This window comes from Streptomyces sp. MUM 203J, from assembly GCF_022414595.1.
Taxonomy (GTDB): domain Bacteria; phylum Actinomycetota; class Actinomycetes; order Streptomycetales; family Streptomycetaceae; genus Streptomyces.
In genome coordinates this window covers 44,196-66,917 of record NZ_JADWYO010000001.1, presented here as the reverse complement: position 1 = coordinate 66,917, position 22,722 = coordinate 44,196, and the positions used below count along the sequence as shown (strand labels likewise).

The window sequence follows — 22,722 nt, the reverse complement described above, 5'->3', positions numbered from 1 at the left end:
TCCGGATACGTACGGGAAGGTTACAGACCCGGGTAGAGCGGGTGCTTGGCCGCGAGGGCCTCGACCCGGGCGCGGAGCGAGGCCGCCTCGTACGACGGCTTCAGCGTCTCCGCGATGATGTCGGCCACCTCGCGGAAGTCCTCCGCCTGGAAGCCGCGCGTGGCCAGCGCCGGGGTGCCGATCCGCAGGCCCGAGGTGACCATCGGGGGACGAGGGTCGTTCGGGATGGCGTTCCGGTTGACGGTGATGCCGACCTCATGGAGCCGGTCCTCGGCCTGCTGGCCGTCCAGCTCGCTGTTGCGCAGGTCCACGAGCACCAGGTGCACGTCGGTGCCGCCGGACAGCACGTCCACGCCCACGGCCTTGACGTCGTCCTGGACCAGGCGCTCGGCGATGATCTTCGAGCCCTCCAGGGTGCGCTGCTGGCGCTCCTTGAAGTCCTCGGTGGCCGCGACCTTGAAGGAGACCGCCTTCGCGGCGATCACGTGCTCCAGCGGGCCGCCCTGCTGGCCGGGGAAGACCGCGGAGTTGATCTTCTTGGCCAGTTCGGCGGTGGAGAGGATCACGCCGCCGCGCGGACCGCCCAGGGTCTTGTGCGTGGTCGTGGTCACGACGTGGGCGTGCGGCACCGGGTTCGGGTGCAGCCCGGCCGCGACCAGGCCCGCGAAGTGGGCCATGTCGACCATCAGGTACGCGCCGACCTCGTCCGCGATCCGGCGGAAGGCGGCGAAGTCCAGCTGGCGCGGGTAGGCGGACCAGCCGGCGACGATCAGCTTCGGCTTGGACTCCTTGGCGAGGCGCTCGACCTCGGCCATGTCGACGACGCCGGTCTCGTCCACGTGGTACGCGACCACGTTGTAGAGCTTGCCGGAGAAGTTGATCTTCATGCCGTGGGTCAGGTGCCCGCCGTGCGCGAGGTTCAGACCCATGATCGTGTCGCCCGGCTTCAGCAGCGCGAACATCGCCGCCGCGTTGGCCTGGGCGCCGGAGTGCGGCTGCACGTTGGCGTGCTCGGCGCCGAACAGCGCCTTGATGCGGTCGATGGCGATCTGCTCGACCACGTCGACGTGCTCGCAGCCGCCGTAGTAGCGGCGGCCGGGGTAGCCCTCGGCGTACTTGTTGGTGAGGACGGAGCCCTGGGCCTCCATGACCGCGACCGGAGCGAAGTTCTCCGAGGCGATCATCTCGAGGGTGTTCTGCTGGCGGCGGAGCTCGGCGTCGACGGCGGCGGCGACGTCCGGGTCCAGCTCGTGGAGAGGGGTGTTCAGAAGCGACATCACGCGGTCCCTAGGGGTGGGGTCTGAGTGTCGGGCTGATGCCGGTGGCCGGCCGACGACGGGCCGGCCACCGGCGGGCCGGGCCGGTCAGCCGGCGGTGTACTCGGTGTACGCGTCGGCGGAGAGCAGGCCGGCCGGCTCCTCCGTGACGCGCACCTTGAACAGCCAGCCGCCCTCGAACGGAGCGGAGTTCACCAGCGACGGGTCGCTGACGACGTCGTCGTTGACCGCGGTGACCTCGCCGGTCACCGGCGAGTACAGGTCGCTGACGGACTTGGTGGACTCCAGCTCACCGCAGGTCTCGTCGGCGGTGACGGTCTCACCGACCTCCGGAAGCTGGACGTACACGACGTCGCCCAGGGCGTTCGCCGCGTGCTCCGTGATGCCGACCGTCGAGACGCCGTCCGCGGCGGCCGACAGCCACTCGTGCTCCTTGCTGTAGCGCAGCTCGGTGGGGTTGCTCATGACCTGAATTCTCCTGTACGCGGGGGAGTGCTGATGAACGGGGTGCGCGTGCGCGGGGTGGGCGTACGCGCGCGGTGGGCGGGTGTGACGCGCGAGAGGTGTCCGCGCGGTGTCCGCAGGGGCGCTCGCGGGGTCACGTCCGGCCCCGCGAGCGTGTCACTTCTGCCGCTTGTAGAACGGCAGCGCCACGACCTCGTAGGGCTCGTGGCTGCCGCGGATGTCCACGCCGACGCCCTCGGTGCCGGGGGCGGCGTGCGCGGCGTCCACGTACGCCATGGCGATCGGCTTGCCGAGGGTCGGGGACGGGGCGCCGGAGGTGACCCGGCCGACAACCTCGCCGCCCGCGACCACGTCCATACCGGCGCGCGGCACCCGGCGGCCCTCGGCCACCAGGCCGACCAGCTTGCGCGGCGGGGCGGACTCGGCGCGCCCGGCGGCGGCCCGGAGGGCCTCGCGGCCGACGAAGTCGCCCTCCTTCTTGAACTTCACGACCCGGCCGAGGCCCGCGTCGAACGGGGTCAGCGCGGTGGTCAGCTCGTTCCCGTACAGCGGCATGCCCGCCTCCAGGCGCAGCGTGTCACGGCAGGACAGGCCGCAGGGGATGAGGCCCACGGAGGCGCCCGCCTCGGTGAGGGCCTTCCACAGCTGCTCGGCGTGCCCGGGCGCCACGAACAGCTCGAAGCCGTCCTCGCCGGTGTAGCCGGTGCGGGCGATCAGCGCGGGCACGCCCGCGACCGTGCCCGGCAGGCCCGCGTAGTACTTCAGCCCGTCCAGGTCGGCGTCGGTGACGGACTTCAGGATGCCGGGGGACTCGGGCCCCTGCACCGCGATCAGCGCGTACGCCTCACGGTCGTCGCGCACCTCGGCCTCGAAACCGGCCGCCCGCTCGGTCAGAGCGTCCAGCACGACCTGCGCGTTGGAGGCGTTGGCGACGACCATGTACTCCTGCTCCTGGAGCCGGTACACGATCAGGTCGTCGAGGATGCCGCCGTCCGCCTGGCAGATCATCGTGTAGCGGGCGCGGCCCACGCCGACGCCGCCGATGTTGCCGACCAGTGCGTAGTCGAGCAGCGCGGCGGCCTGCGGGCCGGTGACGGTGATCTCGCCCATGTGGGACAGGTCGAAGAGACCGGCCCTGGTCCGTACTGCGGTGTGCTCGTCGCGCTCGCTTCCGTACCGCAGCGGCATGTCCCAGCCGGCGAAGTCGGTCATGGTGGCGCCCAGCGAACGGTGCAGGGCGTCGAGCGCGGTGCGGCGGGGGGCTGTGCTCATGGAATGGCTCCCAGGTTCAGGGGGCAGAGGTGACGAGGACGGTCTGTCCTCCCCATCTGTCATCGGAACCTGAGAGGTTCGCCGTGACCCGGCGGCCTGGGGCCGGGGACGCGGCTTGCACCTTGGGTGGAGCGCTCACCGCGGGAGCGGGAGGGCTCGCTTTTCAGATCTGCCTCATCCGTGCGGTGCGGGGCCTGAGAGATTCAAGGGAGGAACTTGCTCCTTCGGCGCCCGGACCCGATGCCTGCGTGTTCTCGCAGGCCGGTCCGGAACTCTCCCGCACGGATTCGATCGGCCGGTATGAGGTTGTGGCCGGTCCCGAGGGGTGTCGGCGCGCACATCATCGCACGCGGGTGCGGATCGGCAAACCCTTGGTTTGTCACGCTCGTCACGGTGCCGCGGTATGCCGCTGACCTGGGGCTCCGGGTGAGGTCGTATCGCCTTGTCGGCAAATCAGGTTGGAGCTATTACCGTTTCTTTACACTTCATGGGCAGGCTGTGGGGAGCCGACTCGGGAGGGGCCATGACAATGCAGCGGTCCGGCGCGTACGCCACGACCGCGGGGGTGCCGGTGCGGGGGGCCCGACGGGCCCGGCGGGCGCCGATCCGTGCGCTCCCGGTCCCGGGAGTCGTCCGCGACCTCCGGGACCGCGCCGGGCGCGGGCCGCGCGAACTGACCTTCGCGGAAGGGGACCTGGTCGTGGTCTCCGGCCTTCCCGGCAGCGGCAAGTCCACGCTCATCCGGAGGGCCGTGCCGGACCGGGCGGTCGACTCCCAGGACGCCCGCGAGCGCTGGGAGCGGCGGCTGCCGCGGGGCCTGCGCTTCCTCCCGTACGCCCTCTACCGCCCGCTCGTGCGGGCCGCCCACTACGGCGGGCTGTGGCGGGACCTGCGCCGCGGCCGCGGGCTCGTCGTCCATGACTGCGGCACCCAGGCGTGGGTGCGCCGCTGGCTGGCCCGGGAGGCCCGGCGCCGGGGGCGGGCGCTGCATCTGCTGCTGCTCGACGTGGACCCCGGCACGGCCCGTGAGGGCCAGCGGGAACGGGGGCGGGGCGTCTCGGTGTACGCCTTCGCGCGGCACCGCGGGGCCGTCGGCCGCCTGGTGCGGGACGCCGAGCGGGGTGAGCCGCCGGCGGGCTGCGCCTCGGCGGTGCTGCTGGACCGGGCTGCGGCGTCGGGACTGGCACGGATCGCCTTCCGGTGACGCCGACCGGCTAGGGTGCGAGCGCAGGTACCGGGGAGATCCGGAGCAGGTACGGAAGGACACAGGAACGCACATCGTGGAGAGCGTCGCCGCAGCGGCCACCGCCTGGCCCGCCAACGAGTTGGAAGAAGTCCTCGCGGCCTCCGTCGGTCACCCCGGCGCCGGGGCCCGGATAGCGGAGGTCCTCGGCCGCAGCCAGCTGTGGATACCCCTGCCCAAGGGCGGTGGCCCCGACAGCGCGGGACCCGGCGGGCCCGGCCTCGACCTGCCGACCCTGGAACTCGACGGACAGCCGTACGTCCCGGTGTTCAGCTCCGAAGCGCAGTTCCGGCACTGCGTGGGCGGCCACATGGCGTACGCGGTGGCGCCCGCGGTCGAGTTCGCGCGGGGACTGCCGCCGCAGCTCGGCATCGCCGTGAACCCGGGCGGCGCGGTCGGGGCGCCGCTGCCGCCCCCGGCTGTCGCGGAACTGTGCCGCACCGGGCGCACCCCGCTGGACGGTCCCGCCTCCGGGGCCCGGGTGCGGCTCTTCGAACCGGACTGGAAGGACGACCCGGTGGACTTCCTGGCCGCGGCCGGGGAGGAGTTCGCCGCGACCGGCCTGATCCTGACGGCCCGCCGGGCCCTGGCCAGCGTCGAAGGTGAGCCGCCCGCCCTGTTCGTGGGCGTGCAGCTGTCCTCCTGGGAGAGCGCGGACCGCACGGTCGCGATGGACGCCCTCGGCCGCGCCCTCGGCCGCGTCCCCGTCCCGTGGCCGGTCAACCTCGTCCTCCTGGACGTGGCGTCGGATCCGGTGGGGGACTGGATGCTGGAGAAGGTCCGCCCGTTCTACTGCCGGGAGCCGTAGCACCCGCTGGGCAGCCGCGACCGGGGGCCGCCGGGGCGATGCCTGTTCTCGTACGCCGCACGGGCTCGGGCCGCCGCCCGTCGCGCGCCGGAAGAGGCGTCGCGCACCCGGGCGTTGCCCCGTGAGGCCCGGAGCCGGCCTCGCCCCGCGCCCGGGGTGCGGGCTCCGCCGACGCGGGTTCGGCCTGTCGTCCGGCGCCCGGCCCCCGCGGCCCGTGCCCCGGACACCCCCGGCGCCCGGGCCGGCCGACCCGCAGTGTTGGATGGAACCGTGGCGGGACGGCAGCGGGAGAAACGGCCTCCCTCCGGCCTGCCCGGGGAGATCGTCCTGTTCGCGACTCCGGAGGGCTGGCGTCACGGTCTCCTCACCGTGGAAGGCGGAATGCTCTGCGGGCGCCTGGACGTGCCGATCGGCACCGGCCCACCGGAGGCGCGGGCCGCGGCTGCGGACATGGTGACGCGACTCGCGCGCGAGTTCCACGGCACAGAGGTCGAGGTGACCTGGGATCCGCCCCGGAAGCCCTGGTCGTGGACCGCCCGGATCACCCGCGTCGCCGGGGAGGACATCGCCTCGCCGGATGTCGGACGCTGAACGGCGAGCCCACGTCCGCCCGGCGACCGTGCCGGGGCTGCCGGACGGGTTTCGGCCCGCCGGAGCCGGAGCCCCCGGTCACGGGAACGGGCTCCCGCCGCGCGGCGGTGATCGGGCACGGCGGGGAAAGAAGCGCCCCGCCGCCGACCCGTTCGCCACGAGGCCGCATAAGCTGGCCCCGCAAGTCACACGGAGCGAGGGGCGGGAGCCAGGTGGGCGCGTCAGGAACGGCGGCGAACAGCGGGGTCGAGCACACGCTGCGGCAGGTCACGCCCGGTCGCTACGACGCCTACGAGGCGCTGCTGCACGCCCTCGCCGACTCCAGGGTCTGGATGCTGCTCTGGCAGGGCCACCCCGGCACCCCGGACGCCCAGTACGGAAAGGTGGAACTGGACGGACACGGCTACGCCCCCTGCGTCACCTCCCCCCAGGAACTCGCCGCCTCCGGCTGGACCCGCGCGCACGAGGTCGTCCCCGTCCGCGACCTGGCCCGCACCCTCTACCCGGACCGCTGGGGCATCTGGCTGAACCCGCACAGCCCCGGTGGCGGCGTCGGCATCCCGTGGGCCGACCTGCGCCGCATCGCCACCGGCCTGGACCGCATGCCCGCCGGCCCCCTGCGGCTCGGCGAGCCCGCCCTCCCGCTCCCGCAGTTCTACGCACTGCTCACCCAGAACGCCCACCGCACCGCGGCCGTCCGCTCCCTGCGCCGCGCCTGGGTGCAGCCCGCGCTTGGCACGCCGTACCTGGCCATCGGCCTCGACCTGTACGACACGGGCCCGGGCTCCGTCGACGCGGTGCGCGCGATGATGGCCCAGTCCGTCGGAGCCGTACCCGACGGGCTCCCGGTGTCGACGGTCGCGATGTCCGATCCGTACGACCCGGTCGCGATGTGGCTGCGCGCCCACGCCCGGCCGTTCTACGACCGTGAGGCCCACCTGGCCGCCGCCCCGCCGCCCGGCGGCTACGGGTACCCGCAGCAGCGCTGACCTGCCCTTCGGCGGTCGTCCGAAGCCCCTGGCGAACTCCCCCGTATGTCCGGGGTGTTAACGCGCGCAGAGGGCTTGTCCCGGATCTGACCGGTTTGGCGACTGTCCGGGTCTCGACTAGGTATCACCGCTATCCGGACTGTTCTCCGGGTGGCCACCCGTGGGTAGTCTTCGGCCCACTCAAGACCTCGTTCACTAGGCCAAACCAGGGGTGGCCCATGCGAATATTCAAGTCCCGTACGGTCCGGGCGGTCACCGCGGCGCTGGCCGTCGGAATGATTGCCACGGGCTGCGCCAGCGAGCGCGGGAAGGACGGCGCCGGAGACGGCAAGGACGGGGCGAAGGACACCTTCGTCTTCGCGGGAGCCGGTGACCCGAGCTCCCTCGACCCGGCCCTCGCCAGCGACGGCGAGACCTTCCGCGTCACCCGGCAGGCCTTCGAGGCGCTGCTGGAGCACGAGTCCGGCGGCAGCAAACTCGTCGGCGGCCTGGCCGAGACGTGGGAGAGCAACGCCGCCGGCACCGTGTGGACCTTCAACCTCCGCAAGGGCGTGAAGTTCCACGACGGCGAGTCCCTCAACGCCGAGGCGGTCTGCGCCAACTACGATCACTGGTTCAACTGGACCGGCACCTACCAGTCGAGCGCCGTCTCGTACTACTGGCAGACCATCATGGGTGGTTTCGCCAAGAACGAGGACAAGGACGCGCCGAAGGCGAACTACAAGTCCTGCACCGCCAAGGACGAGAACACCGCCGTCATCGAGGTCCACGAGGCCTCCGCCCAGCTGCCCGGCGGCTTCTCCCTCCAGGCCCTCGCGATCCACTCGCCCAAGGCCCTCAAGGAGTACCAGAAGCAGGCCGCGACCGGTTCCGACGACGCGATCACGTACCCCAAGTACAGCCAGGAGCCCGGCACGGTCTCCGGCACCGGTCCGTACAAGATCACCGGCTGGAACAAGGGCAACAAGGAAGTCACCCTTCAGCGCTTCGACGACTACTGGGGCGACAAGGCCAAGATCAAGAACCTGGTCTTCCGCACCATCGACACCGAGGAAGGCCGCCGTCAGGCCCTCCAGGCCGGCGACATCGACGGCTACGACCTGGTGTCCCCGGCTGACGTGAAGACGCTGGAGGGCGAGGGCTTCCAGGTCCCCACCCGTGACGTCTTCAACATCTTCTACCTGGGCATGACCCAGGAGAAGAACCCGGCGCTGAAGAAGCCCGAGGTCCGCCAGGCCATCGCGCACGCCATCGACCGCGAGAACATCGTCAAGACCCAGCTCCCCGAGGGCGGCAAGGTCGCGACCCAGTTCATGCCCGACACGGTCGACGGCTGGTCCGACAAGGTGAAGACGTACGGCTTCGACACCGCCAAGGCCAAGCAGCTGCTGAAGGACGCCGGCGAGTCCGGCCTGAAGGTCGAGTTCTGCTACCCGACCGAGGTCACCCGCCCGTACATGCCCGCCCCGCAGGACATCTTCGAGCTGATGAAGGCCGACCTGGAGAAGGCCGGCATCCAGGTCACCCCCAAGCCCATGAAGTGGGCCCCGGACTACCTGGACGCCACCGAGTCGGGTTCCTGTGCCCTGCACATGCTGGGCTGGACCGGTGACTTCAACGACGGCTACAACTTCATCGGCACCTGGTTCGCCGGGTACGACAAGCAGTGGGGCTTCAAGGAGTCCGCGGTCTTCGACGCCGTGACCGGCGCCTCCAAGGAGACCGACCCGGCCAAGCGTGTGGAGGCCTACAAGGCCGCCAACGAGAAGATCATGGACTACCTGCCGGGTCTGCCGATCTCCTCCTCGCCGCCGGCCATCGCCTTCGGCAAGAACGTCAACCCGATGAACGTCTCCCCGCTGACGCAGGAGAACTTCGCCGAGGTCTCCTTCAAGTAACCGCATCCGCACGCGGAGTCCGCCCGGCCACACCACACACGTGGCCGGGCGGGCCCGCTTCTGCCGTATAGAAATACGCAAGAAAGGGGCACGCGGGGTGCTGCGACTTGTCGTACGAAGACTGCTCCAGCTGATTCCCACCCTGCTCGGCCTGTCGGTTCTCCTCTTCGTGTGGCTGAACCGGCTGCCCGGCGGACCCGCCTCAGCGATCCTGGGCGAACGGGCCACGCCGTCCGAAGTGGCGCGCATCAACCGGGCCCTGGGTCTCGACCAGCCTGTCTGGGTGCAGTACTGGCGCTTCCTGAAGCGCATATCCGAACTCGACCTCGGCACCTCCACCCGGACCCGCCAGCCGGTGTGGGACGAGTTCGTCCTGCGGTTCCCGGCCACCGTGGAACTCAGCATCACCGCCATGATCATCGCCATCGCCGTGGGCATCCCCCTCGGCTACCTGGCCGCCCGGCGGCGCGGCGGCTGGCTCGACGTGGCGTCCGTGTCCGGCTCGCTGTTCGGTATCTGCGTGCCGGTGTTCTTCCTCGGCATGATCCTCAAGGGGATCTTCGCCGTGCAGCTGCACGTCTTCCCCAGCTACGGGCGCATGACCACCGGCATCGACGCGACCGAGGTCACCGGCTTCGCCGTCCTCGACGGCATCCTCACCGGCGAGCTGGACGCCGCCTGGGACGCGCTCTGGCATCTGATACTGCCGGCCGTCACGCTCGCATCCATCCCGCTCGCCGTCATCGTCCGGATGACCCGGGCGAGTGTCCTGGAGGTCCTGGGCGAGGACTACGTGCGCACCGCCGAGTCCAAGGGACTCGAGAAGAGCGTCGTCCGCCTCCGGCACGTGCTGCGCAACGCGTTGCTGCCGGTCGTCACGGCCATCGGTCTGCTCACCGGCTCCCTGCTGTCCGGGGCCGTCCTCACCGAGTCCGTCTTCTCCTTCAACGGCATCGGATCCTTCATCCGCCTCGCCATCGACGCCCGCGACTACCCGGTGCTCGTCGGTTTCATCATGTTCATCACGATGGTGTACGTCGTCATCAACCTGCTGGTGGACCTCGCGTACAGCCTCATCGACCCGAGAGTGCGGGTGAACTGACGTGTCCGCCAAGATCTCCAAGGTGCCCGACGGCCCCGACGGCTCGAACAGCCCGCAGATGTCCAAGGCTTCCGCGGCTTCCCGGGTTTCGACCAAGAAGGACAGGATCGACCGGCTCGCGGAACTCACCCAGAGCACCGAGACCACATCGGGCGGCAGCCTGTGGCGCGAGGCGTTCCGGCGGCTCAGGAACAGCAAGATGGCCGTCATCGGCGCGGCCGTCATCGCCGTGTTCGTCGTCGTGGCCATCGTCGGCCCCTGGCTCGCCCCGCACTCCCCGACCGCCCAGACATGGCGGGGCGAGGTGTTCCCCAACCGGGGGCAGTTCGTCGGCATGCGCGGCGAGAACTGGTTGGGGCTGGACCACCTGGGCCGCGACATGTTCTCCCGGATCCTGGTCGGCGCCCGCCAGACACTGCTCGTGGGTGTCGTGTCGATGCTGATCGGCCTGCTCGTCGGCGCGCTGATCGGCATGCTGTCCGGCGCCGCCGCGACGCTCGGCGGCAAGGCGGGGCGACGGGTCGACACCGTGGTCATGCGGTTCATCGACATCATGCTGTCGCTGCCGTCGCTGCTGCTCGCGGTGTCCATCGCCGCAGTGCTGGGCCAGTCCCTGACGACCGTGATGATCGCTGTCGGTGTCGTCCAGATCCCGGTCTTCGCGCGGCTGCTGCGGGGTTCCATGCTGGCGCAGGGCGGCTCGGACTACGTGCTGGCGGCGAAGGCGCTGGGCGTACGGCGCAGGCGGATCGTCGTGACCCAGATCCTGCCCAACTCCCTCAGCCCCGTGATCGTCCAGGCGACCCTCAGCCTCGCCACCGCGATCATCGAGGCCGCCGCGCTGTCGTACCTCGGGCTCGGCAACCCCGACCCGGCCGTGCCCGAGTGGGGCGTGATGCTCGCCCAGGCGCAGCGGTTCTTCGACAACGCGCCGATGATGGCCGTCTATCCGGCGGTCGGGATCATCATCACCGCCCTCGGCTTCACCCTGCTCGGCGAGGCCATGCGGGAAGCCCTCGACCCGAAGCTGCGAGGCTGAACAGCGATGCCACTGCTCAGTGTTGAAGAACTCACCGTGACGTTCGGCGGCCGTGGCCGCACCCCCGCCACGGCCGTGGACGGCGTCTCGTTCACCGTCGACGAAGGCCAGGTCGTCGGCCTGGTCGGGGAGTCCGGCTGCGGCAAGTCCGTGACGTCGCTGGCCCTGATGGGCCTGCTGCCGCGCAAGGGCGTCGAGATCGGCGGGCGCGCCGAGTTCGACGGCGAGGACCTGCTGCGGATGAGCCCGAAGAAGATCCGGGACATGCGCGGCAGCAAGCTCGCGATGATCTTCCAGGACCCGCTGTCCTCGCTGAACCCGGTCATCCCGATCGGGCTCCAGGTCACCGAGATCCTCCAGCGCCACCGGGGCATGAAGGGCGAGGCCGCGAGGAAGGAGGCCGCGCACCTGCTGGACCGGGTGGGCATCCCGGACCCGGACCGGCGGCTCAAGGAGTACCCGCACCAGCTGTCCGGCGGCATGCGCCAGCGCGCACTGATCGCGATGGCGGTGGCGTGCGCGCCGAGGCTCCTGATCGCGGACGAGCCGACGACCGCCCTGGACGTGACGATCCAGGCCCAGATCCTGGAGCTGCTGAAGGAGCTGGTGGACCAGGAGGGCACGGCCCTGCTGATGATCACCCACGACCTGGGCGTGGTGGCCGGCCTGTGCGACCAGGTCAACGTGCTGTACGCGGGCAAGGCGGTGGAGTCGGCGGAGCGCAGGGAGCTGTTCGCCCACCCCACCCACCCGTACGCGCACGGCCTGCTGGGCTCCATCCCGCGGCTGGACGCCCCGCGGGGCGAACCGCTCAACCCGATCCGCGGCTCGATCAACGACAAGATCGCCTGGGCCGACGGCTGCGCGTTCGCACCGCGCTGCGACCATTACTCGCTGGACTGCCTGACCGGTACGCCCCAGCTGACCGAACCCGGCGCGGCGGGCCACCAGGTGCGCTGCGTCAACCCGATCCTTGACGCTGCGGCTCATGAGGAGGTCCAGGCATGAGCCTGCTCGAACTGGACGGTGTGAAGGTCCACTTCCCCGTGAAGAAGGGCGTGCTGTTCGACCGCACGGTCGGCCATGTGTACGCGGTCGACGGCGTGTCGCTGAAGGTGGAGCCCGGCCAGACGTACGGCCTGGTGGGCGAGTCCGGCTGCGGCAAGACCACGCTGGGCCGGGCGGTCCTGCGGCTGGTGGACGTCACGGACGGGTCTGTCGTCTTCGACGGGACGGACCTGGCGAAGCTCCCCGAAGAGGAGATGCGGAAGTTCCGCCGTCGGCTGCAGATGGTCTTCCAGGACCCGCTCGGCAGCCTGAACCCGCGTCAGAACATCGAGTCGATCCTGACGGAGGGGATGCTGGCGCACGGGATCGGCGGAAACCAGGAGGAGCGGCGGGAGAAGATCAAGGCGATCCTGCAGAGGGTCGGTCTGCCGTCCAACGCCCTGTCCCGCTACCCCCACGAGTTCTCCGGCGGGCAGCGGCAGCGGATCGGCATCGCGCGGGCGCTGGTGCTGGAGCCGGACGTCATCATCTGCGACGAGCCGGTCTCGGCGCTGGACGTCTCCATCCAGGCGCAGGTCATCAACCTGCTGGAGGAGCTTCAGGAGCAGCTGGGCCTGACGTATCTGGTGATCGCGCACGACCTGGCGGTGGTGCGGCACATCTCGGACGTCATCGGGGTCATGTACCTCGGCTCGCTGGTCGAGGAGGCGCCGAGCGACGCGCTGTACGAGGCGCCGAAGCACCCGTACACCAAGGCGCTGATGTCGGCGGTGCCGGTACCGGACCCCGAGGTGGAGGACCGCCGCGAGCGGATCCTGCTCCACGGCGACCTCCCGTCCCCGGCGAACCCCCCTGCGGGGTGCCGCTTCCACACCCGCTGCCCGTGGGCCCAGGAGCGCTGCGCACAGGAACGCCCGGCCCTGACGGACGCGGGTGACGGCCACCGGGTGGCGTGCCACTTCGCGTCGGACATCGAGTCGGGGGCGCTGCAGCCGAATCCGCGGTGAGGCGGCCGGGGGCGGCGCCCGGTCCGGCGCCGCCCCAGGTCCTTCCCCCGGGGGGGCGGACGGCCCGCGGTCCTGCGGCGGGCGTCGTCCGCGAGGCGTGGCGGCTGCTCCGGCCGGGGCTGACTGCGGGGTGTGCTGTCCGGGCGTCGTCTCCCGCCGCCCGGGCCGCCGCCGGCCGGTGGGCCGGGACCGCTCCGGGGCGCCGGCCTCCTCACGACGGCTCGCGCGGGCCCAGGCGCCGCGGCGGGCGTCGTCACCTCTCCCGAGATGCGAGATCCGCTTGGACGGGGGCCCGTGGCGGGGTCCTCCGTGTCCCCTCCCGTCTGAGCGGTGACCGCTGCCCGACGGTCCCCGGGGCGCGGTGGCCGCCTCCCTCCACGGCCGGGCAGACGGGCCGGGCCGTCGACTGCGCGCCGCGCTCTGCGGCGGGCTGCGTTGTCCGGGGCGGTGAACCTCCGGTTCCGCTGCGGGTGCGCGCGCCGGGGCGAGGCAGGCCCGCCGCGGGCCGCCGATCCGCGCGGCCACCCCGCGACCCGTGCGCGCCGCAGCCGTCGCGGGGGTCCGTCCGCCCGTGGGTTCTGCGGCTTCCCCGGGCCCCGCCCGGCGCGGGACGCATGGGGCGACGCCGCACGGACGGGGACCGCGGGGTACAACGGTGCGGTGCTCCAGGATCTGTTCACCCCGTCGGTACTCCACGCACTGGACCTCGCCGGCATCTTCGTCTTCGCCATCTCCGGCGCCCTTCTCGCCGTCCGCAAGAACTTCGACGTCTTCGGCATGGCCGTCCTCGCCGAGTTCACCGCCCTCGGCGGGGGACTCTTCCGGGACCTGGTCATCGGCGCCGTGCCCCCCGCCGCGTTCACCGACCTCGGCTACTTCCTCACCCCCCTCGTGGCCACCACCCTCGTCTTCTTCCTGCACCCGGTCGTCGAGCGGACCCAGGCCGCCGTCAACGTCTTCGACGCCGCGGGGCTCGGCCTGTTCTGCGTGGCCGGGGCCACGAAGGCGTACGAGTACGGTCTCAGCCTCACCTCGTCCGCGGTGCTCGGCCTCGCGACCGCGGTCGGCGGCGGCGTCCTGCGGGACGTACTCGCGAACGAGGTGCCGTCACTGCTGCGCTGGGACAGGGACCTGTACGCGGTCCCGGCGATCGTCGGCGCGACGATGGTGGTGCTGTTCATCCGCTTCGAGATGCTGAACCCCCTGACCAGCGGCCTCGCCGCGGTGACGGCGTTCGTGCTGCGACTGCTGGCGATCCACTACCACTGGCGGGCGCCCCGGGCCTGGAACCGCAGGTCGGCGGCGAGGGAGGAGGAGTGACGGGGGAGCGGGGGAGGAGAGGACAAAGAAAAAGCTACCGCTTAGTAGTTTCTTGTTGTACGGTGCCGCCATGCACAGCAGCCAGTTCGACCGCGACACCGCGGTGACCCTCCGCGCGCCCGGCGTCTACGACACGGCGCTCTCCGCCGACTGGACGATCTTCGGCGTGGTCAACGGCGGCTATCTGCTCGCCCTGCTGGGGCGCGGGCTGGGGGAGGCGCTGCCGCACCCGCACCCGTTCACGGTGTCCGCGCACTACCTGGCCCCCTCGCTGCCCGGCCCCGCCGAGATACGGACCGAGACGGTCCGCGCCGGCCGGACCCTGTCCACGGGCCAGGCGTCGCTGTACCAGCGGGACGAGGACGGCGCCGAGGTCGAGCGGATCCGTGTCGTCGCCACCTACGGGGACCTGGACGCCCTGTCCGACGACGTCCGTACCAGCGCGAAGCCCCCGGCGATCCCGCCGTACGAGAACTGCTTCGGTCCCTCGGACGCTCCCGCGCCCCTGCCGGGCTCCGCCGAGATCGCCCGGCTGCTGGACATCAAGCTGGACCCGGAGACCATCGGCTGGGCCGTCGGTGCGCCGTCCGGCAAGGGTGAGGTACGTGGCTGGTTCGGTCTGGCCGACGGCCGTGAGCCCTGCCCGCTGTCACTCCTGCTGACGGTGGACGCACTGCCGCCCACCGCCTTCGACCTGGGGCTCAGTGGCTGGACGCCGACCGTCGAGCTGACCACCCACATCCGCTGCCGCCCGGCACCGGGCCCCCTGCGGGTGTCCATCACGACGCGCAATCTCGCGGGCGGCTTCCTGGAGGAGGACGCGGAGGTCTGGGACAGCGCCGACCGCCTGGTCGCCCAGTCCCGCCAGCTGGCCCGTGCGCCGAAGTCGCGCTAGCCGGCCGGGGTGCCGCTCCCTCGCGGCACAGCCGCCCGTCGGTACGGGCGGGCAGGGGCGGGGCGAGGGGGGCGCCGGTCAGTCCAGCCAGTGCCGGCTCCCCACCGCGATCAACCGCAGCCGCCGCGCCGACACCCGGGCCGCCTCCCGCCGTGCCTCCGCGTCCGCCCCCAGGAGCGCCGACGCCGTCATGACCATGTGATCCACATACAGCCCCGCCAGCATCAGCAGATCCTCCGTGGGCCACCCGCCCGTCTCCGGCTGCCGGGCCAGATCCTCGGCCACCTCCTGGGCGAACCGGTCGAGCTGAGCCGCGATGGCCTCCCGAACCGCCCGCACCCCACCGTGCTGTTCCCGCGCCACGAACCGCACGTGCGCGGGATGGTCCCGTACGAGCGCGGCGATCAGTTCCACCGTCCCGGCGATCCGCGTCTCGCTGTCCCCGGTCGCGGCCAGCGTCGTACGGATCGTGCCGTGCAGGCTGCCCAGCGCCTCGTCCACGAGTGCGACGCCCAGATCCGCCGTGTCGCGGAAGTGCCGGTAGAACGCGGTCGGGGCGATCCCCGCCGCGCGTGTCACCTCCCGCAGCCCCAGACTGCTCAGGCTCTGCTCCTCCAGCAGCACGAGCGCCGCGTCCAGCAGGGCCTGACGGGTCTTCTGTTTCTGCGCCTGCCGGACTCCGCCGCGCACCCCCGTGGTGTGACTCATGCCATGCAGTAAACAACTGTTCTCCGAGGGGGGCCAGGCGTACCCATCTACTAGACTCATTAGTCAGTGTACAGTTGTCAGCTCAGTTGTCGACCCCGCCACCGGCTCCACCACGCGAGAGGCAACCCGATGCTCTTCCTCGTCGCCGCCCTGCTCCTGCTCGGCACCCTCCTCGGCACCGCCGCCTTCCTGCCGCCGCCGGTGACCGCCGCAGCGGCCGGTGCCATCGCCGTCTGGCTGCTCGTCTTCGCCACCCGCGAGCGTCTCGCCCGCAAGCGTCCCACCAGCTGAGGAGCCCGCCATGGAACTCGCCGCCCACCACCACCGCCCCGTCACCCGCGACGCCGACGGCATGGCCGTCGCCTCCTTCGTCCTCGGCCTGGCCGGGCTGCTCTTCTTCAACGCCCTCCTCGGCCCCGCCGCCATCGGCCTCGCGCTGCTCGCGCTGCGCGGCCGGACCGCCCGCAGGGGCCGCGCGTTCCTCGGCCTCGCCCTCGGTGCCGCCGACCTCGCCGTGCTCGCCGCCCTCGTCACCCTCAACGGCACCGTGTCCTGGAACCTCGGCTGAACCGCCCCCGCCGCGCGGCGGATCCCGGCCCGTAGAATCGGGGCACCATGGTTTACCTCGACCACGCCGCGACCACACCGATGCTCCCCGAGGCGATCGAGGCGATGACCGCCCACCTCGCCCTCACGGGGAACGCCTCGTCCCTGCATGCCGCCGGGCGCCGCGCCCGCCGCACCGTCGAGGAGGCGCGCGAGACCCTCGCGGAGGCGCTCGGCGCCCAGCCCAGCGAGGTCGTGTTCACCTCGGGCGGCACGGAGGCCGACAACCTCGCCGTCAAGGGCCTGTACTGGTCGCGCCGGGACGCCGACCCGCGCCGCGTCCGGGTCCTCGCCAGTCCCGTCGAGCACCACGCGGTCCTGGACGCCGTCCACTGGCTGGGCGAACACGAGGGCGCCACCGTCGAGTACCTGCCTGTCGACGCGTACGGCAGGGTCCACCCCGACGCCCTGCGGGAGGCGATCGCCCGCGACCCGGAAGGCGTCGCCCTCGCCACCGTCATGTGGGCCAACAACGAGATCGGGACGGTCCTGCCGGTAAGCGAACTCGCCGCCGTGGCACGTGAGTTCGACGTGCCGCTGCATGCCGACGCCGTGCAGGCGGTCGGGCAGGTGCCGGTCTCCTTCGCCGACTCCGGCCTCGCCGCCATGACCGTGTCCGGTCACAAGATCGGCGGCCCGTACGGCATCGGCGCGCTGCTGCTCGGGCGCGCCCACAGCCCCGTGCCCGTCCTGCACGGCGGCGGCCAGGAACGGCACGTCCGCTCCGGCACCCTCGACGTGCCCGCCGTCGCGGCGTTCGCCGTCGCCGCCCGCCTCGCGTCCGAGCGGCACGAGGAGTTCGCCCGAGAAGTCGGGGCCCTGCGTGACGAACTGATCGCCGCCGTACGCGCCACCGTCCCGGACGCCGTGCTCGGCGGCGACCCGTACGACCGGCTCCCCGCCAACGCCCACTTCAGCTTCCCCGGCTGCGAGGGCGACTCCCTGCTGCTCCTGCTGGACGCCCAGGGCATCGCCTGCTCCACCGGCTCCGCCTGCACCGCCGGGGTCGCCCAGCCCAGCCACGTCGTCCTCGCCACCGGCACCGACCCGCGCCTGGCGCGCGGCACTCTCCGCTTCTCCCTGGGCCACACCAGCACCCGTGCCGACGTCGAGGCGGTCGCGAAGGCGATCGGCCCTGCCGTCGAGCGGGCGAGAACAGCCGGCCTCAGCTGATCGAGGCCTCCGCGCCTGAGCCCGGGCGCCGACGGGCCGGGTGCCCGTCGGCGCCCGGACTCAGCCGGCGGCGGTGGACGGCGATGCAGCCGGAGAGGGCACCGGCGGAAGCGTCTTCGCCCTCCGTACGAGCTCCAGATAGCGGTCCCAGTCCCAGTGCGGGCCCGGGTCCGTGTGATCCGTGCCCTCGACCTCCACGTGCCCGATGATGTGCTCCCGGTCGACCGGTATCCCGTACCGCACGCATATCCCGGCTGTCAGCCGCGCCGACGCCTCGTACATCTCCGCCGTGAAGTCCTTCGGCCGGTCCACGAAGCCCTCGTGCTCGATGCCGATGCTCCGTTCGTTCATGTCGCGGTTCCCCGCGTGGAACGCCACGTCCAGCTCCCGGATCATCTGCGCGACCCGCCCGTCCCCGCCCACCACGTAGTGCGCCGCCGCCCCGTGCAGCGGGTTCTTGAAGACCTTCAGGGCCGTCGCGTAGCTGCCCTCCACCACATGGATCACCACCCGGTCGATCCGGTAGTCGTCCGGCCGGTCGGCCCGCCGCCAGTTGGCCCGGGAGGCTGCCGTCCACACCGCGCCCGCGTAGTCCAGTTCACCCTCCACCCGCGGCTTCTCCGTGCCCGGCAGCAGCCACCACATCCGCTCCAGCTCGTCCCACGCCAGCACCACCCCGCCCACGGCGGCGACCCCGCCGCCCACCAGCAGCGCCCGCCGCCCCAACCGCTTCCGCGGACCCCGCTCAACACTCCTCATGTGACCATGAACGCTCACACCCGCGCCGACGGTTCCCACGGCCCCGTACCCTGGTGGGGCTATGACTGAGACCTCCCCCCGCGCGACCTCCCCCCGCCCCCTGCGCGTCCTCGCCGCCATGTCCGGCGGCGTGGACTCCGCCGTCGCCGCCGCCCGCGCCGCCGAAGCCGGGCACGACGTGACCGGGGTGCACCTGGCGCTCTCCGCGAACCCCCAGTCCTTCCGTACCGGCGCGCGCGGCTGCTGCACCGTCGAGGACTCCCGCGACGCCCGCCGCGCCGCCGACGTCATCGGTATCCCGTTCTATGTGTGGGACCTCGCGGAACGCTTCCGCGAGGACGTGGTGGAGGACTTCGTCGCGGAGTACGAGGCCGGGCGCACCCCCAACCCGTGCCTCCGCTGCAACGAGAAGATCAAGTTCGCCGCGCTCCTCGACAAGGCGCTGGCGCTCGGCTTCGACGCGGTCTGCACGGGCCACTACGCGAAGGTGGTCACCCTGGCCGACGGCACCCGTGAGCTGCACCGCGCCTCGGACATGGCGAAGGACCAGTCGTACGTCCTGGGCGTCCTGGACGAGAAGCAGCTGGCGCACGCGATGTTCCCGCTGGGCGACACCGTCACCACCAAGGACGAGATCCGCGCGGAGGCCGAACGCCGGGGCCTGGCCGTGGCGAAGAAGCCCGACAGCCACGACATCTGCTTCATCGCGGACGGCGACACCCAGGGCTTCCTCGCGTCCCGCCTGGGCAAGGCGGAGGGCGACATCGTCGACGAGTCGGGCAACCGGCTCGGCACCCACGACGGCGCGTACGGCTTCACCATCGGCCAGCGCAAGGGCCTGCGCATCGGGCACCCGGCCCCCGACGGCAAGCCGCGCTACGTCCTGGACATCTCCCCGGTGAACAACACGGTCACGGTCGGCCCCGTCGAGTCCCTGGACGTGACGGCCCTCACCGCCGTCAAGCCCCGCTGGTGCGGACGGGCTCCCGGGGCCCCCGGCACGTACACCGCCCAGCTCCGCGCCCACGGCGGCGAGACGGAGGTGACGGCGGAGCTGGCGGGCGACGAGCTGAAGGTCGGCTTCACCGCCCCGGTCCGCGGCGTCGCCCCCGGCCAGGCGATCGTCCTGTACGACGGCACACGGGTCGTCGGCTCGGCCACCATCGCGACGACCACCCGCCGCAGCGGGGTCGCCTCAGTCTCTGGCTAGAGCGCCGGAACGGTTCACGTCCCCACGGGGGAGACGGAGCAATCAGGCGCTCACGAACGCACGGCGGCCCGGTCGGACTCGCTGCGCAGAACGCAGAACTCATTGCCTTCGGGATCAGCGAGGACCGCCCAGCCCGAGCCGTCGGCGTGCCGGTGATCGGCGACCAAGGCGGCACCCAGGCCCAGCAGCCGGGCCACCTCCTGATCGCGCGAGGTCTCAGGGCGCAGACACAGATGGATCCTGTTCTTGACCGTCTTCGCCTCCGGCACCTGGTTGAAGTACAGCACCAGCCCGTCCGACAGCGGTACCTGAGTCTCCCGGTCACCCGGTCCGTCCTCCGGATCCAGCGGACGGCCGGTCACCATGCTCCAGAACCGGGCCAGCTGATAGGCATCCGCACAGTCGATCGCCACGTTCTGCACCACTGAGACCATGCGCGCCAGCCTTCCTGATCTCCAGGCCGAACACCACCGGGCTGCGTGCGGTCTTCAGGCCGAGTGAGCGCGCGAGCGACGCACACCGCGCCTGCGCTCCGACTTCTGGTCGGTGGACGCGCCGGTCTCAAGGACGCCGTCCGCTCAGGCCCCGGGCTCGTCCTCGTCGTAGAAGCAGAAGTGGCCCTTGACGGCGGCCACCTCGGGCTTCGGGTCTTCGTAGGCCCATACCGCGTCCGGGTGTCCGGGGAGGGACCAGTACGTGGCTGTGCCCTTGAAGGGGCAGTACGTGCGGGTGGCGGAGGGGGTCAGGAGATCTGTGCGGACGTCCTGCGGGGGAAGGTAGCGGCGGGGGCGGCAGCCCGTTTCGTGCAGGAGCAGTGCGTGGGCGGAGTCCGCGACCACGTGGCCCGCGCGTACGACGCGGACCGGCTCGGAGGCCGGTTCGAGGGTGATGCGGTGTCCCTGTGACGTCATGGCTGTTTCAACGGTGGGCCGCGGCGCATCGTTCCCGCCGTACGGTTGGCCCATGAACATCTGTGTCTTCCTCTCCGCCGCTGATCTCGACGACCGCTACACGGCGCCCGCCCGCGAGTTCGCGGAGCTGCTCGGCAAGGGCGGGCACACGCTCGTGTGGGGCGGGTCCGACGCCGGACTGATGAAGGTCGTGGCCGACTCCGTGGAGGAGTCCGGCGGGCGGCTGGTCGGGGTGTCCGTGGACTTCCTGCATCACAAGGCCCGGCCCGGCTGCCACGAGATGGTCGTCACCCGCGACCTGGCCGAGCGCAAGGCGCAGCTGCTCGCGCGGGCCGACGCCGTGGTGGTGATGGTCGGCGGGACGGGGACGCTCGACGAGGCCACCGAGATCCTGGAGCTGAAGAAGCACGGCATGCACGCCAAGCCGGTCGTGCTGCTCAACACGGCGGGCTACTACGACGGGCTGAAGGAGCAGTTCCGGCGGATGGACGCCGAGGGGTTCCTGCCGGTGCCGCTGGCCGAGCTGGTCTTCTTCGCTGAGGACGGGGTCGCCGCGCTCACCCATCTGGAGGCGGCGGGCGGCGTCCGGTGACCGGGCGGGGAGGGGTGCGAGGATGGGCCGTATGGCTACTCATGTGATCACCGGGGCGGGTTCGGGTATCGGCGCCGCCGTCGCGCGGCGGCTGCACGCGCGCGGGGACGAGGTCGTGCTGGTCGCCCGCGACGCCGGGCGTGCCAAGGAGCTGGCCGAGGCCCATCCGGGCGCGCGGACCCTGGTCGGGGACCTCACCAACCCGGACCGGCTCTCCTGGGCGTTCTCCCACCAGTCCCTCCCCGAGCGGGTCGACTCGCTGCTCCACGTCGCCGGGGTCGTCGACCTCGGCACGGTGGGCGAGCTGGGCCTCAAGGCATGGCGGAGCCAGCTCGACGTGAACCTGTTGGCTCCTGTCGAGCTGACCCGGCTGTTCCTTCCGCAGCTTCGGGTGTCCCAGGGGCATGTGCTCTTCGTGAACTCCGGCGCCGGGCTGCACGCCCACGCCGAGTGGTCCGCCTATGCCGCCTCCAAGCACGCGCTCAAGGCGCTGGCCGACTCCCTGCGGGCGGAGGAGCACGCCAACGGGGTGCGGGTGACGTCCGTGTACCCCGGGCGCACGGCCAGCCCCATGCAGGCCAAGGTGCACCAGCAGGAGGGGAAGGCGTACGAGCCGGGACGGTGGATCGATCCCGAGTCCGTCGCCACGACCATTCTCATGGCACTGGACCTGCCTCGTGACGCCGAGGTCCACGACCTGAGCGTGCGGCCGGGGCGGTAGCCCCGTCCGCGTACGCTTCCGGGGTGAGTGAGAACAGCCAGAGCGAGGACTTCAACTGGGGCCCGGCCACCGGAGTCGGGTCGCTGCCGGGCGGGGACGCCCGGGAGGCCGCCAAGACCGTCACCGGGAGCTTCGAGGACTTCGTCCACCTCCCGGAGCTGCCCGCCCGAGGGCCCGGCGCCGACATGATCGGGCGTACCGCCGGACTGCTGGTCGACGTCTACGCGCGCGTGGAGCCCAGTGGGTGGCGGGTCGGGGACCGGCCCGGCCGGGACACCAGGCGCGCCCGGGCGTGGCTGGGGGAGGACCTGGACGCGTTGGAGGAGTTCACCCAGGGGTACGAGGGTGTCCTGAAGGTCCAGGCCGTGGGGCCGTGGACGCTTGCCGCCGCGCTGGAGCTGCGGGGTGGCGAGGCGGCTCTGGCCGACCCCGGGGCCTGCCGGGACCTGGCCGCGTCGCTCGGGGAGGGGCTGCGCGGGCACCTCGCGGAGGTCCGGCGGCGGGTGCCGGGGGCCGGGATCGTCCTCCAGCTCGACGAGCCTTCGCTGACGGCGGTCCTGCGCGGCCAGGTGAAGACGGCCAGCGGCTACCGCACCTACCGGGCCGTGGACCGGCAGGTCGCGGAGGCCGCCCTGCGTGAGGTGACGGGCGTCGCGGACGGGCCGGTCGTCGTCCACTCGTGCGCCCCGGATGTGCCCTTCGGGCTGCTGCGCCGCGCGGGCGCGGCCGGCGTCTCGTTCGATTTCTCGCTTCTTACGGAACGTGACGACGAGGCGATCGGGGAGGCCGTGGAGGGCGGCACACGGTTGTTCGCCGGGGTCGTGGCCTCCACCGACGGTCCGTTGTCAGACCCTGCCGGTAGCGTCATGGGTGTCAGGACGCTGTGGCGCAGGCTGGGGCTGCCTCCGGGTTCGCTCGCCGATGCCCTGGTGATCACCCCGGCGTGCGGGCTCGCGGGTGCTTCGCCCGATTATGCCCGCCGCGCGCTGGCGCACTGTGTCAAGGCGGCGAAGTCCCTCGCGGACAACCCTGAGTAACGGGAGGATCGACGTGGCGGTCGAACAGGACGGTCAGCACGGGCAGGACGGCCGGCACGATCGGCAGGAGCGGCGCGACGAGCACGGGCAG

The 22,722-nt window shown here is 72.0% G+C and carries 24 protein-coding genes, 1 pseudogene and 1 riboswitch; of the genes and pseudogenes, 18 read left to right on the top strand and 7 right to left on the bottom strand.

The window, feature by feature from the left end:
• Window positions 1–20: 20 nt before the first annotated feature.
• The 3 genes from glyA to gcvT all read right to left on the bottom strand — a co-directional run bounded on the left by glyA (window position 21) and on the right by gcvT (window position 3,014).
• On the bottom strand, window positions 21–1,277 hold the full coding sequence (gene glyA, locus I3F58_RS00300; RefSeq protein ID WP_240106065.1) for a serine hydroxymethyltransferase: 1,257 nt from the start codon (window positions 1,275–1,277) through the stop codon (window positions 21–23).
• Window positions 1,278–1,364: 87 nt separating this feature from the next.
• Window positions 1,365–1,742: a glycine cleavage system protein GcvH gene (gcvH, locus tag I3F58_RS00295; RefSeq protein WP_240106064.1), complete on the bottom strand. Its 378-nt coding sequence runs from the start codon at window positions 1,740–1,742 to the stop codon at window positions 1,365–1,367.
• 156 nt (window positions 1,743–1,898) lie between these two features.
• Window positions 1,899–3,014, bottom strand: coding sequence for a glycine cleavage system aminomethyltransferase GcvT (gene gcvT / locus I3F58_RS00290; protein WP_240106063.1), 1,116 nt, complete (start codon window positions 3,012–3,014; stop codon window positions 1,899–1,901).
• Window positions 3,015–3,187: 173 nt separating this feature from the next.
• Window positions 3,188–3,304: riboswitch (glycine riboswitch) on the bottom strand.
• Window positions 3,305–3,537: 233 nt separating this feature from the next.
• On the opposite strand from gcvT, the gene I3F58_RS00285 reads away from it, so the two are divergent.
• The 11 genes and pseudogenes from I3F58_RS00285 to I3F58_RS00235 all read left to right on the top strand — a co-directional run bounded on the left by I3F58_RS00285 (window position 3,538) and on the right by I3F58_RS00235 (window position 14,914).
• Window positions 3,538–4,218 (top strand): AAA family ATPase, encoded by a 681-nt coding sequence (locus I3F58_RS00285; protein ID WP_240106062.1) that lies wholly within the window; start codon window positions 3,538–3,540, stop codon window positions 4,216–4,218.
• A 76-nt stretch (window positions 4,219–4,294) separates the two neighbouring features.
• Window positions 4,295–5,065 carry an enhanced serine sensitivity protein SseB gene (locus I3F58_RS00280; RefSeq protein WP_240106061.1) on the top strand — a complete coding sequence of 257 codons (771 nt, stop codon included), beginning with the start codon at window positions 4,295–4,297 and terminating at the stop codon, window positions 5,063–5,065.
• A 270-nt stretch (window positions 5,066–5,335) separates the two neighbouring features.
• Window positions 5,336–5,656: a hypothetical protein gene (locus I3F58_RS00275; protein WP_240106060.1), complete on the top strand. Its 321-nt coding sequence runs from the start codon at window positions 5,336–5,338 to the stop codon at window positions 5,654–5,656.
• A 212-nt stretch (window positions 5,657–5,868) separates the two neighbouring features.
• Entirely contained in the window at window positions 5,869–6,645 is a 777-nt protein-coding gene (locus I3F58_RS00270) for an enhanced serine sensitivity protein SseB C-terminal domain-containing protein (protein ID WP_240106059.1), read from the top strand.
• Between the two features lie 218 nt (window positions 6,646–6,863).
• Window positions 6,864–8,543, top strand: a complete 1,680-nt coding sequence (locus I3F58_RS00265) for an ABC transporter substrate-binding protein (RefSeq protein ID WP_240106058.1) — start codon at window positions 6,864–6,866, stop codon at window positions 8,541–8,543.
• A 97-nt stretch (window positions 8,544–8,640) separates the two neighbouring features.
• Complete coding sequence (locus I3F58_RS00260) at window positions 8,641–9,645, top strand: ABC transporter permease (RefSeq protein ID WP_240106057.1); 1,005 nt, start codon at window positions 8,641–8,643, stop codon at window positions 9,643–9,645.
• 58 nt (window positions 9,646–9,703) lie between these two features.
• A complete protein-coding gene (locus I3F58_RS00255; protein ID WP_240106312.1) occupies window positions 9,704–10,684 on the top strand; it encodes an ABC transporter permease in 981 nt (326 codons plus the stop codon).
• A gap of 6 nt (window positions 10,685–10,690) precedes the next feature.
• The gene (locus tag I3F58_RS00250) at window positions 10,691–11,692 is read left to right on the top strand and encodes an ABC transporter ATP-binding protein (RefSeq protein ID WP_240106056.1); all 1,002 of its coding nucleotides are present in this window, start codon (window positions 10,691–10,693) and stop codon (window positions 11,690–11,692) included.
• Window positions 11,689–12,684: pseudogene (locus I3F58_RS00245) on the top strand (ABC transporter ATP-binding protein); the annotation flags it as partial. The gene I3F58_RS00250 and the pseudogene I3F58_RS00245, both read left to right, overlap by 4 nt.
• Before the next feature lie 675 nt (window positions 12,685–13,359).
• The gene (locus I3F58_RS00240; protein WP_240106054.1) at window positions 13,360–14,019 is read left to right on the top strand and encodes a trimeric intracellular cation channel family protein; all 660 of its coding nucleotides are present in this window, start codon (window positions 13,360–13,362) and stop codon (window positions 14,017–14,019) included.
• A 70-nt stretch (window positions 14,020–14,089) separates the two neighbouring features.
• A complete protein-coding gene (locus I3F58_RS00235) occupies window positions 14,090–14,914 on the top strand; it encodes a thioesterase family protein (protein ID WP_240106053.1) in 825 nt (274 codons plus the stop codon).
• A 78-nt stretch (window positions 14,915–14,992) separates the two neighbouring features.
• Here the strand turns inward: I3F58_RS00235 and I3F58_RS00230 are convergent, their stop codons facing one another.
• Window positions 14,993–15,622: a TetR family transcriptional regulator gene (locus I3F58_RS00230; RefSeq protein ID WP_240106052.1), complete on the bottom strand. Its 630-nt coding sequence runs from the start codon at window positions 15,620–15,622 to the stop codon at window positions 14,993–14,995.
• 129 nt (window positions 15,623–15,751) lie between these two features.
• Here I3F58_RS00230 and I3F58_RS00225 point away from each other — a divergent pair, with 129 nt between their 5' ends.
• Genes I3F58_RS00225 through I3F58_RS00215 form a run of 3 tightly spaced genes read left to right on the top strand, consistent with a single transcriptional unit; the run spans window position 15,752 to window position 17,401 of the window.
• Entirely contained in the window at window positions 15,752–15,913 is a 162-nt protein-coding gene (locus I3F58_RS00225) for a hypothetical protein (RefSeq protein WP_240106051.1), read from the top strand.
• The gene (locus I3F58_RS00220) at window positions 15,843–16,190 is read left to right on the top strand and encodes a DUF4190 domain-containing protein (protein ID WP_374207875.1); all 348 of its coding nucleotides are present in this window, start codon (window positions 15,843–15,845) and stop codon (window positions 16,188–16,190) included. The genes I3F58_RS00225 and I3F58_RS00220 overlap by 71 nt, the downstream gene beginning before the upstream one ends.
• Before the next feature lie 47 nt (window positions 16,191–16,237).
• A complete protein-coding gene (locus tag I3F58_RS00215) occupies window positions 16,238–17,401 on the top strand; it encodes a cysteine desulfurase family protein (RefSeq protein ID WP_240106050.1) in 1,164 nt (387 codons plus the stop codon).
• A 60-nt stretch (window positions 17,402–17,461) separates the two neighbouring features.
• On the opposite strand, the gene I3F58_RS00210 is transcribed toward I3F58_RS00215, so the two are convergent.
• Window positions 17,462–18,160, bottom strand: a complete 699-nt coding sequence (locus I3F58_RS00210) for an N-acetylmuramoyl-L-alanine amidase (RefSeq protein WP_240106049.1) — start codon at window positions 18,158–18,160, stop codon at window positions 17,462–17,464.
• Window positions 18,161–18,221: 61 nt separating this feature from the next.
• Between I3F58_RS00210 and mnmA the strand changes: the two genes are divergently transcribed.
• Window positions 18,222–19,370 (top strand): tRNA 2-thiouridine(34) synthase MnmA, encoded by a 1,149-nt coding sequence (gene mnmA / locus I3F58_RS00205; RefSeq protein WP_240106048.1) that lies wholly within the window; start codon window positions 18,222–18,224, stop codon window positions 19,368–19,370.
• Between the two features lie 50 nt (window positions 19,371–19,420).
• On the opposite strand, the gene I3F58_RS00200 is transcribed toward mnmA, so the two are convergent.
• The gene (locus I3F58_RS00200; RefSeq protein WP_240106047.1) at window positions 19,421–19,804 is read right to left on the bottom strand and encodes a VOC family protein; all 384 of its coding nucleotides are present in this window, start codon (window positions 19,802–19,804) and stop codon (window positions 19,421–19,423) included.
• 144 nt (window positions 19,805–19,948) lie between these two features.
• Window positions 19,949–20,281 (bottom strand): DUF427 domain-containing protein, encoded by a 333-nt coding sequence (locus tag I3F58_RS00195; RefSeq protein WP_240106046.1) that lies wholly within the window; start codon window positions 20,279–20,281, stop codon window positions 19,949–19,951.
• A 52-nt stretch (window positions 20,282–20,333) separates the two neighbouring features.
• Here I3F58_RS00195 and I3F58_RS00190 point away from each other — a divergent pair, with 52 nt between their 5' ends.
• From I3F58_RS00190 to I3F58_RS00180, 3 genes are read left to right on the top strand one after another with little or no spacing between them, the layout of a single operon-like run.
• Window positions 20,334–20,873: a TIGR00730 family Rossman fold protein gene (locus I3F58_RS00190; RefSeq protein WP_240106045.1), complete on the top strand. Its 540-nt coding sequence runs from the start codon at window positions 20,334–20,336 to the stop codon at window positions 20,871–20,873.
• 22 nt (window positions 20,874–20,895) lie between these two features.
• On the top strand, window positions 20,896–21,594 hold the full coding sequence (locus I3F58_RS00185) for an SDR family oxidoreductase (RefSeq protein WP_240106044.1): 699 nt from the start codon (window positions 20,896–20,898) through the stop codon (window positions 21,592–21,594).
• Between the two features lie 23 nt (window positions 21,595–21,617).
• Window positions 21,618–22,631 carry a methionine synthase gene (locus tag I3F58_RS00180; RefSeq protein ID WP_240106043.1) on the top strand — a complete coding sequence of 338 codons (1,014 nt, stop codon included), beginning with the start codon at window positions 21,618–21,620 and terminating at the stop codon, window positions 22,629–22,631.
• Window positions 22,632–22,722: the final 91 nt, after the last annotated feature.

Bases quoted from the DNA above. Each gene is read 5' to 3' on its own strand.
- I3F58_RS00210 (WP_240106049.1), bottom strand. From the start codon at position 18,160: ATGAGGAGTGTTGAGCGGGGTCCGCGGAAGCGGTTGGGGCGGCGGGCG.
- mnmA (WP_240106048.1), top strand. From the start codon at position 18,222: ATGACTGAGACCTCCCCCCGCGCGACCTCCCCCCGCCCCCTGCGCGTC.
- I3F58_RS00230 (WP_240106052.1), bottom strand. From the start codon at position 15,622: ATGAGTCACACCACGGGGGTGCGCGGCGGAGTCCGGCAGGCGCAGAAA.
- I3F58_RS00190 (WP_240106045.1), top strand. From the start codon at position 20,334: ATGAACATCTGTGTCTTCCTCTCCGCCGCTGATCTCGACGACCGCTAC.
- I3F58_RS00250 (WP_240106056.1), top strand. From the start codon at position 10,691: ATGCCACTGCTCAGTGTTGAAGAACTCACCGTGACGTTCGGCGGCCGT.
- I3F58_RS00225 (WP_240106051.1), top strand. From the start codon at position 15,752: ATGCTCTTCCTCGTCGCCGCCCTGCTCCTGCTCGGCACCCTCCTCGGC.
- gcvH (WP_240106064.1), bottom strand. From the start codon at position 1,742: ATGAGCAACCCCACCGAGCTGCGCTACAGCAAGGAGCACGAGTGGCTG.
- I3F58_RS00185 (WP_240106044.1), top strand. From the start codon at position 20,896: ATGGGCCGTATGGCTACTCATGTGATCACCGGGGCGGGTTCGGGTATC.
- glyA (WP_240106065.1), bottom strand. From the start codon at position 1,277: ATGTCGCTTCTGAACACCCCTCTCCACGAGCTGGACCCGGACGTCGCC.
- I3F58_RS00265 (WP_240106058.1), top strand. From the start codon at position 6,864: ATGCGAATATTCAAGTCCCGTACGGTCCGGGCGGTCACCGCGGCGCTG.
- I3F58_RS00195 (WP_240106046.1), bottom strand. From the start codon at position 20,281: ATGACGTCACAGGGACACCGCATCACCCTCGAACCGGCCTCCGAGCCG.
- gcvT (WP_240106063.1), bottom strand. From the start codon at position 3,014: ATGAGCACAGCCCCCCGCCGCACCGCGCTCGACGCCCTGCACCGTTCG.
- I3F58_RS00285 (WP_240106062.1), top strand. From the start codon at position 3,538: ATGACAATGCAGCGGTCCGGCGCGTACGCCACGACCGCGGGGGTGCCG.
- I3F58_RS00255 (WP_240106312.1), top strand. From the start codon at position 9,704: ATGTCCAAGGCTTCCGCGGCTTCCCGGGTTTCGACCAAGAAGGACAGG.
- I3F58_RS00235 (WP_240106053.1), top strand. From the start codon at position 14,090: ATGCACAGCAGCCAGTTCGACCGCGACACCGCGGTGACCCTCCGCGCG.
- I3F58_RS00200 (WP_240106047.1), bottom strand. From the start codon at position 19,804: ATGGTCTCAGTGGTGCAGAACGTGGCGATCGACTGTGCGGATGCCTAT.
- I3F58_RS00215 (WP_240106050.1), top strand. From the start codon at position 16,238: ATGGTTTACCTCGACCACGCCGCGACCACACCGATGCTCCCCGAGGCG.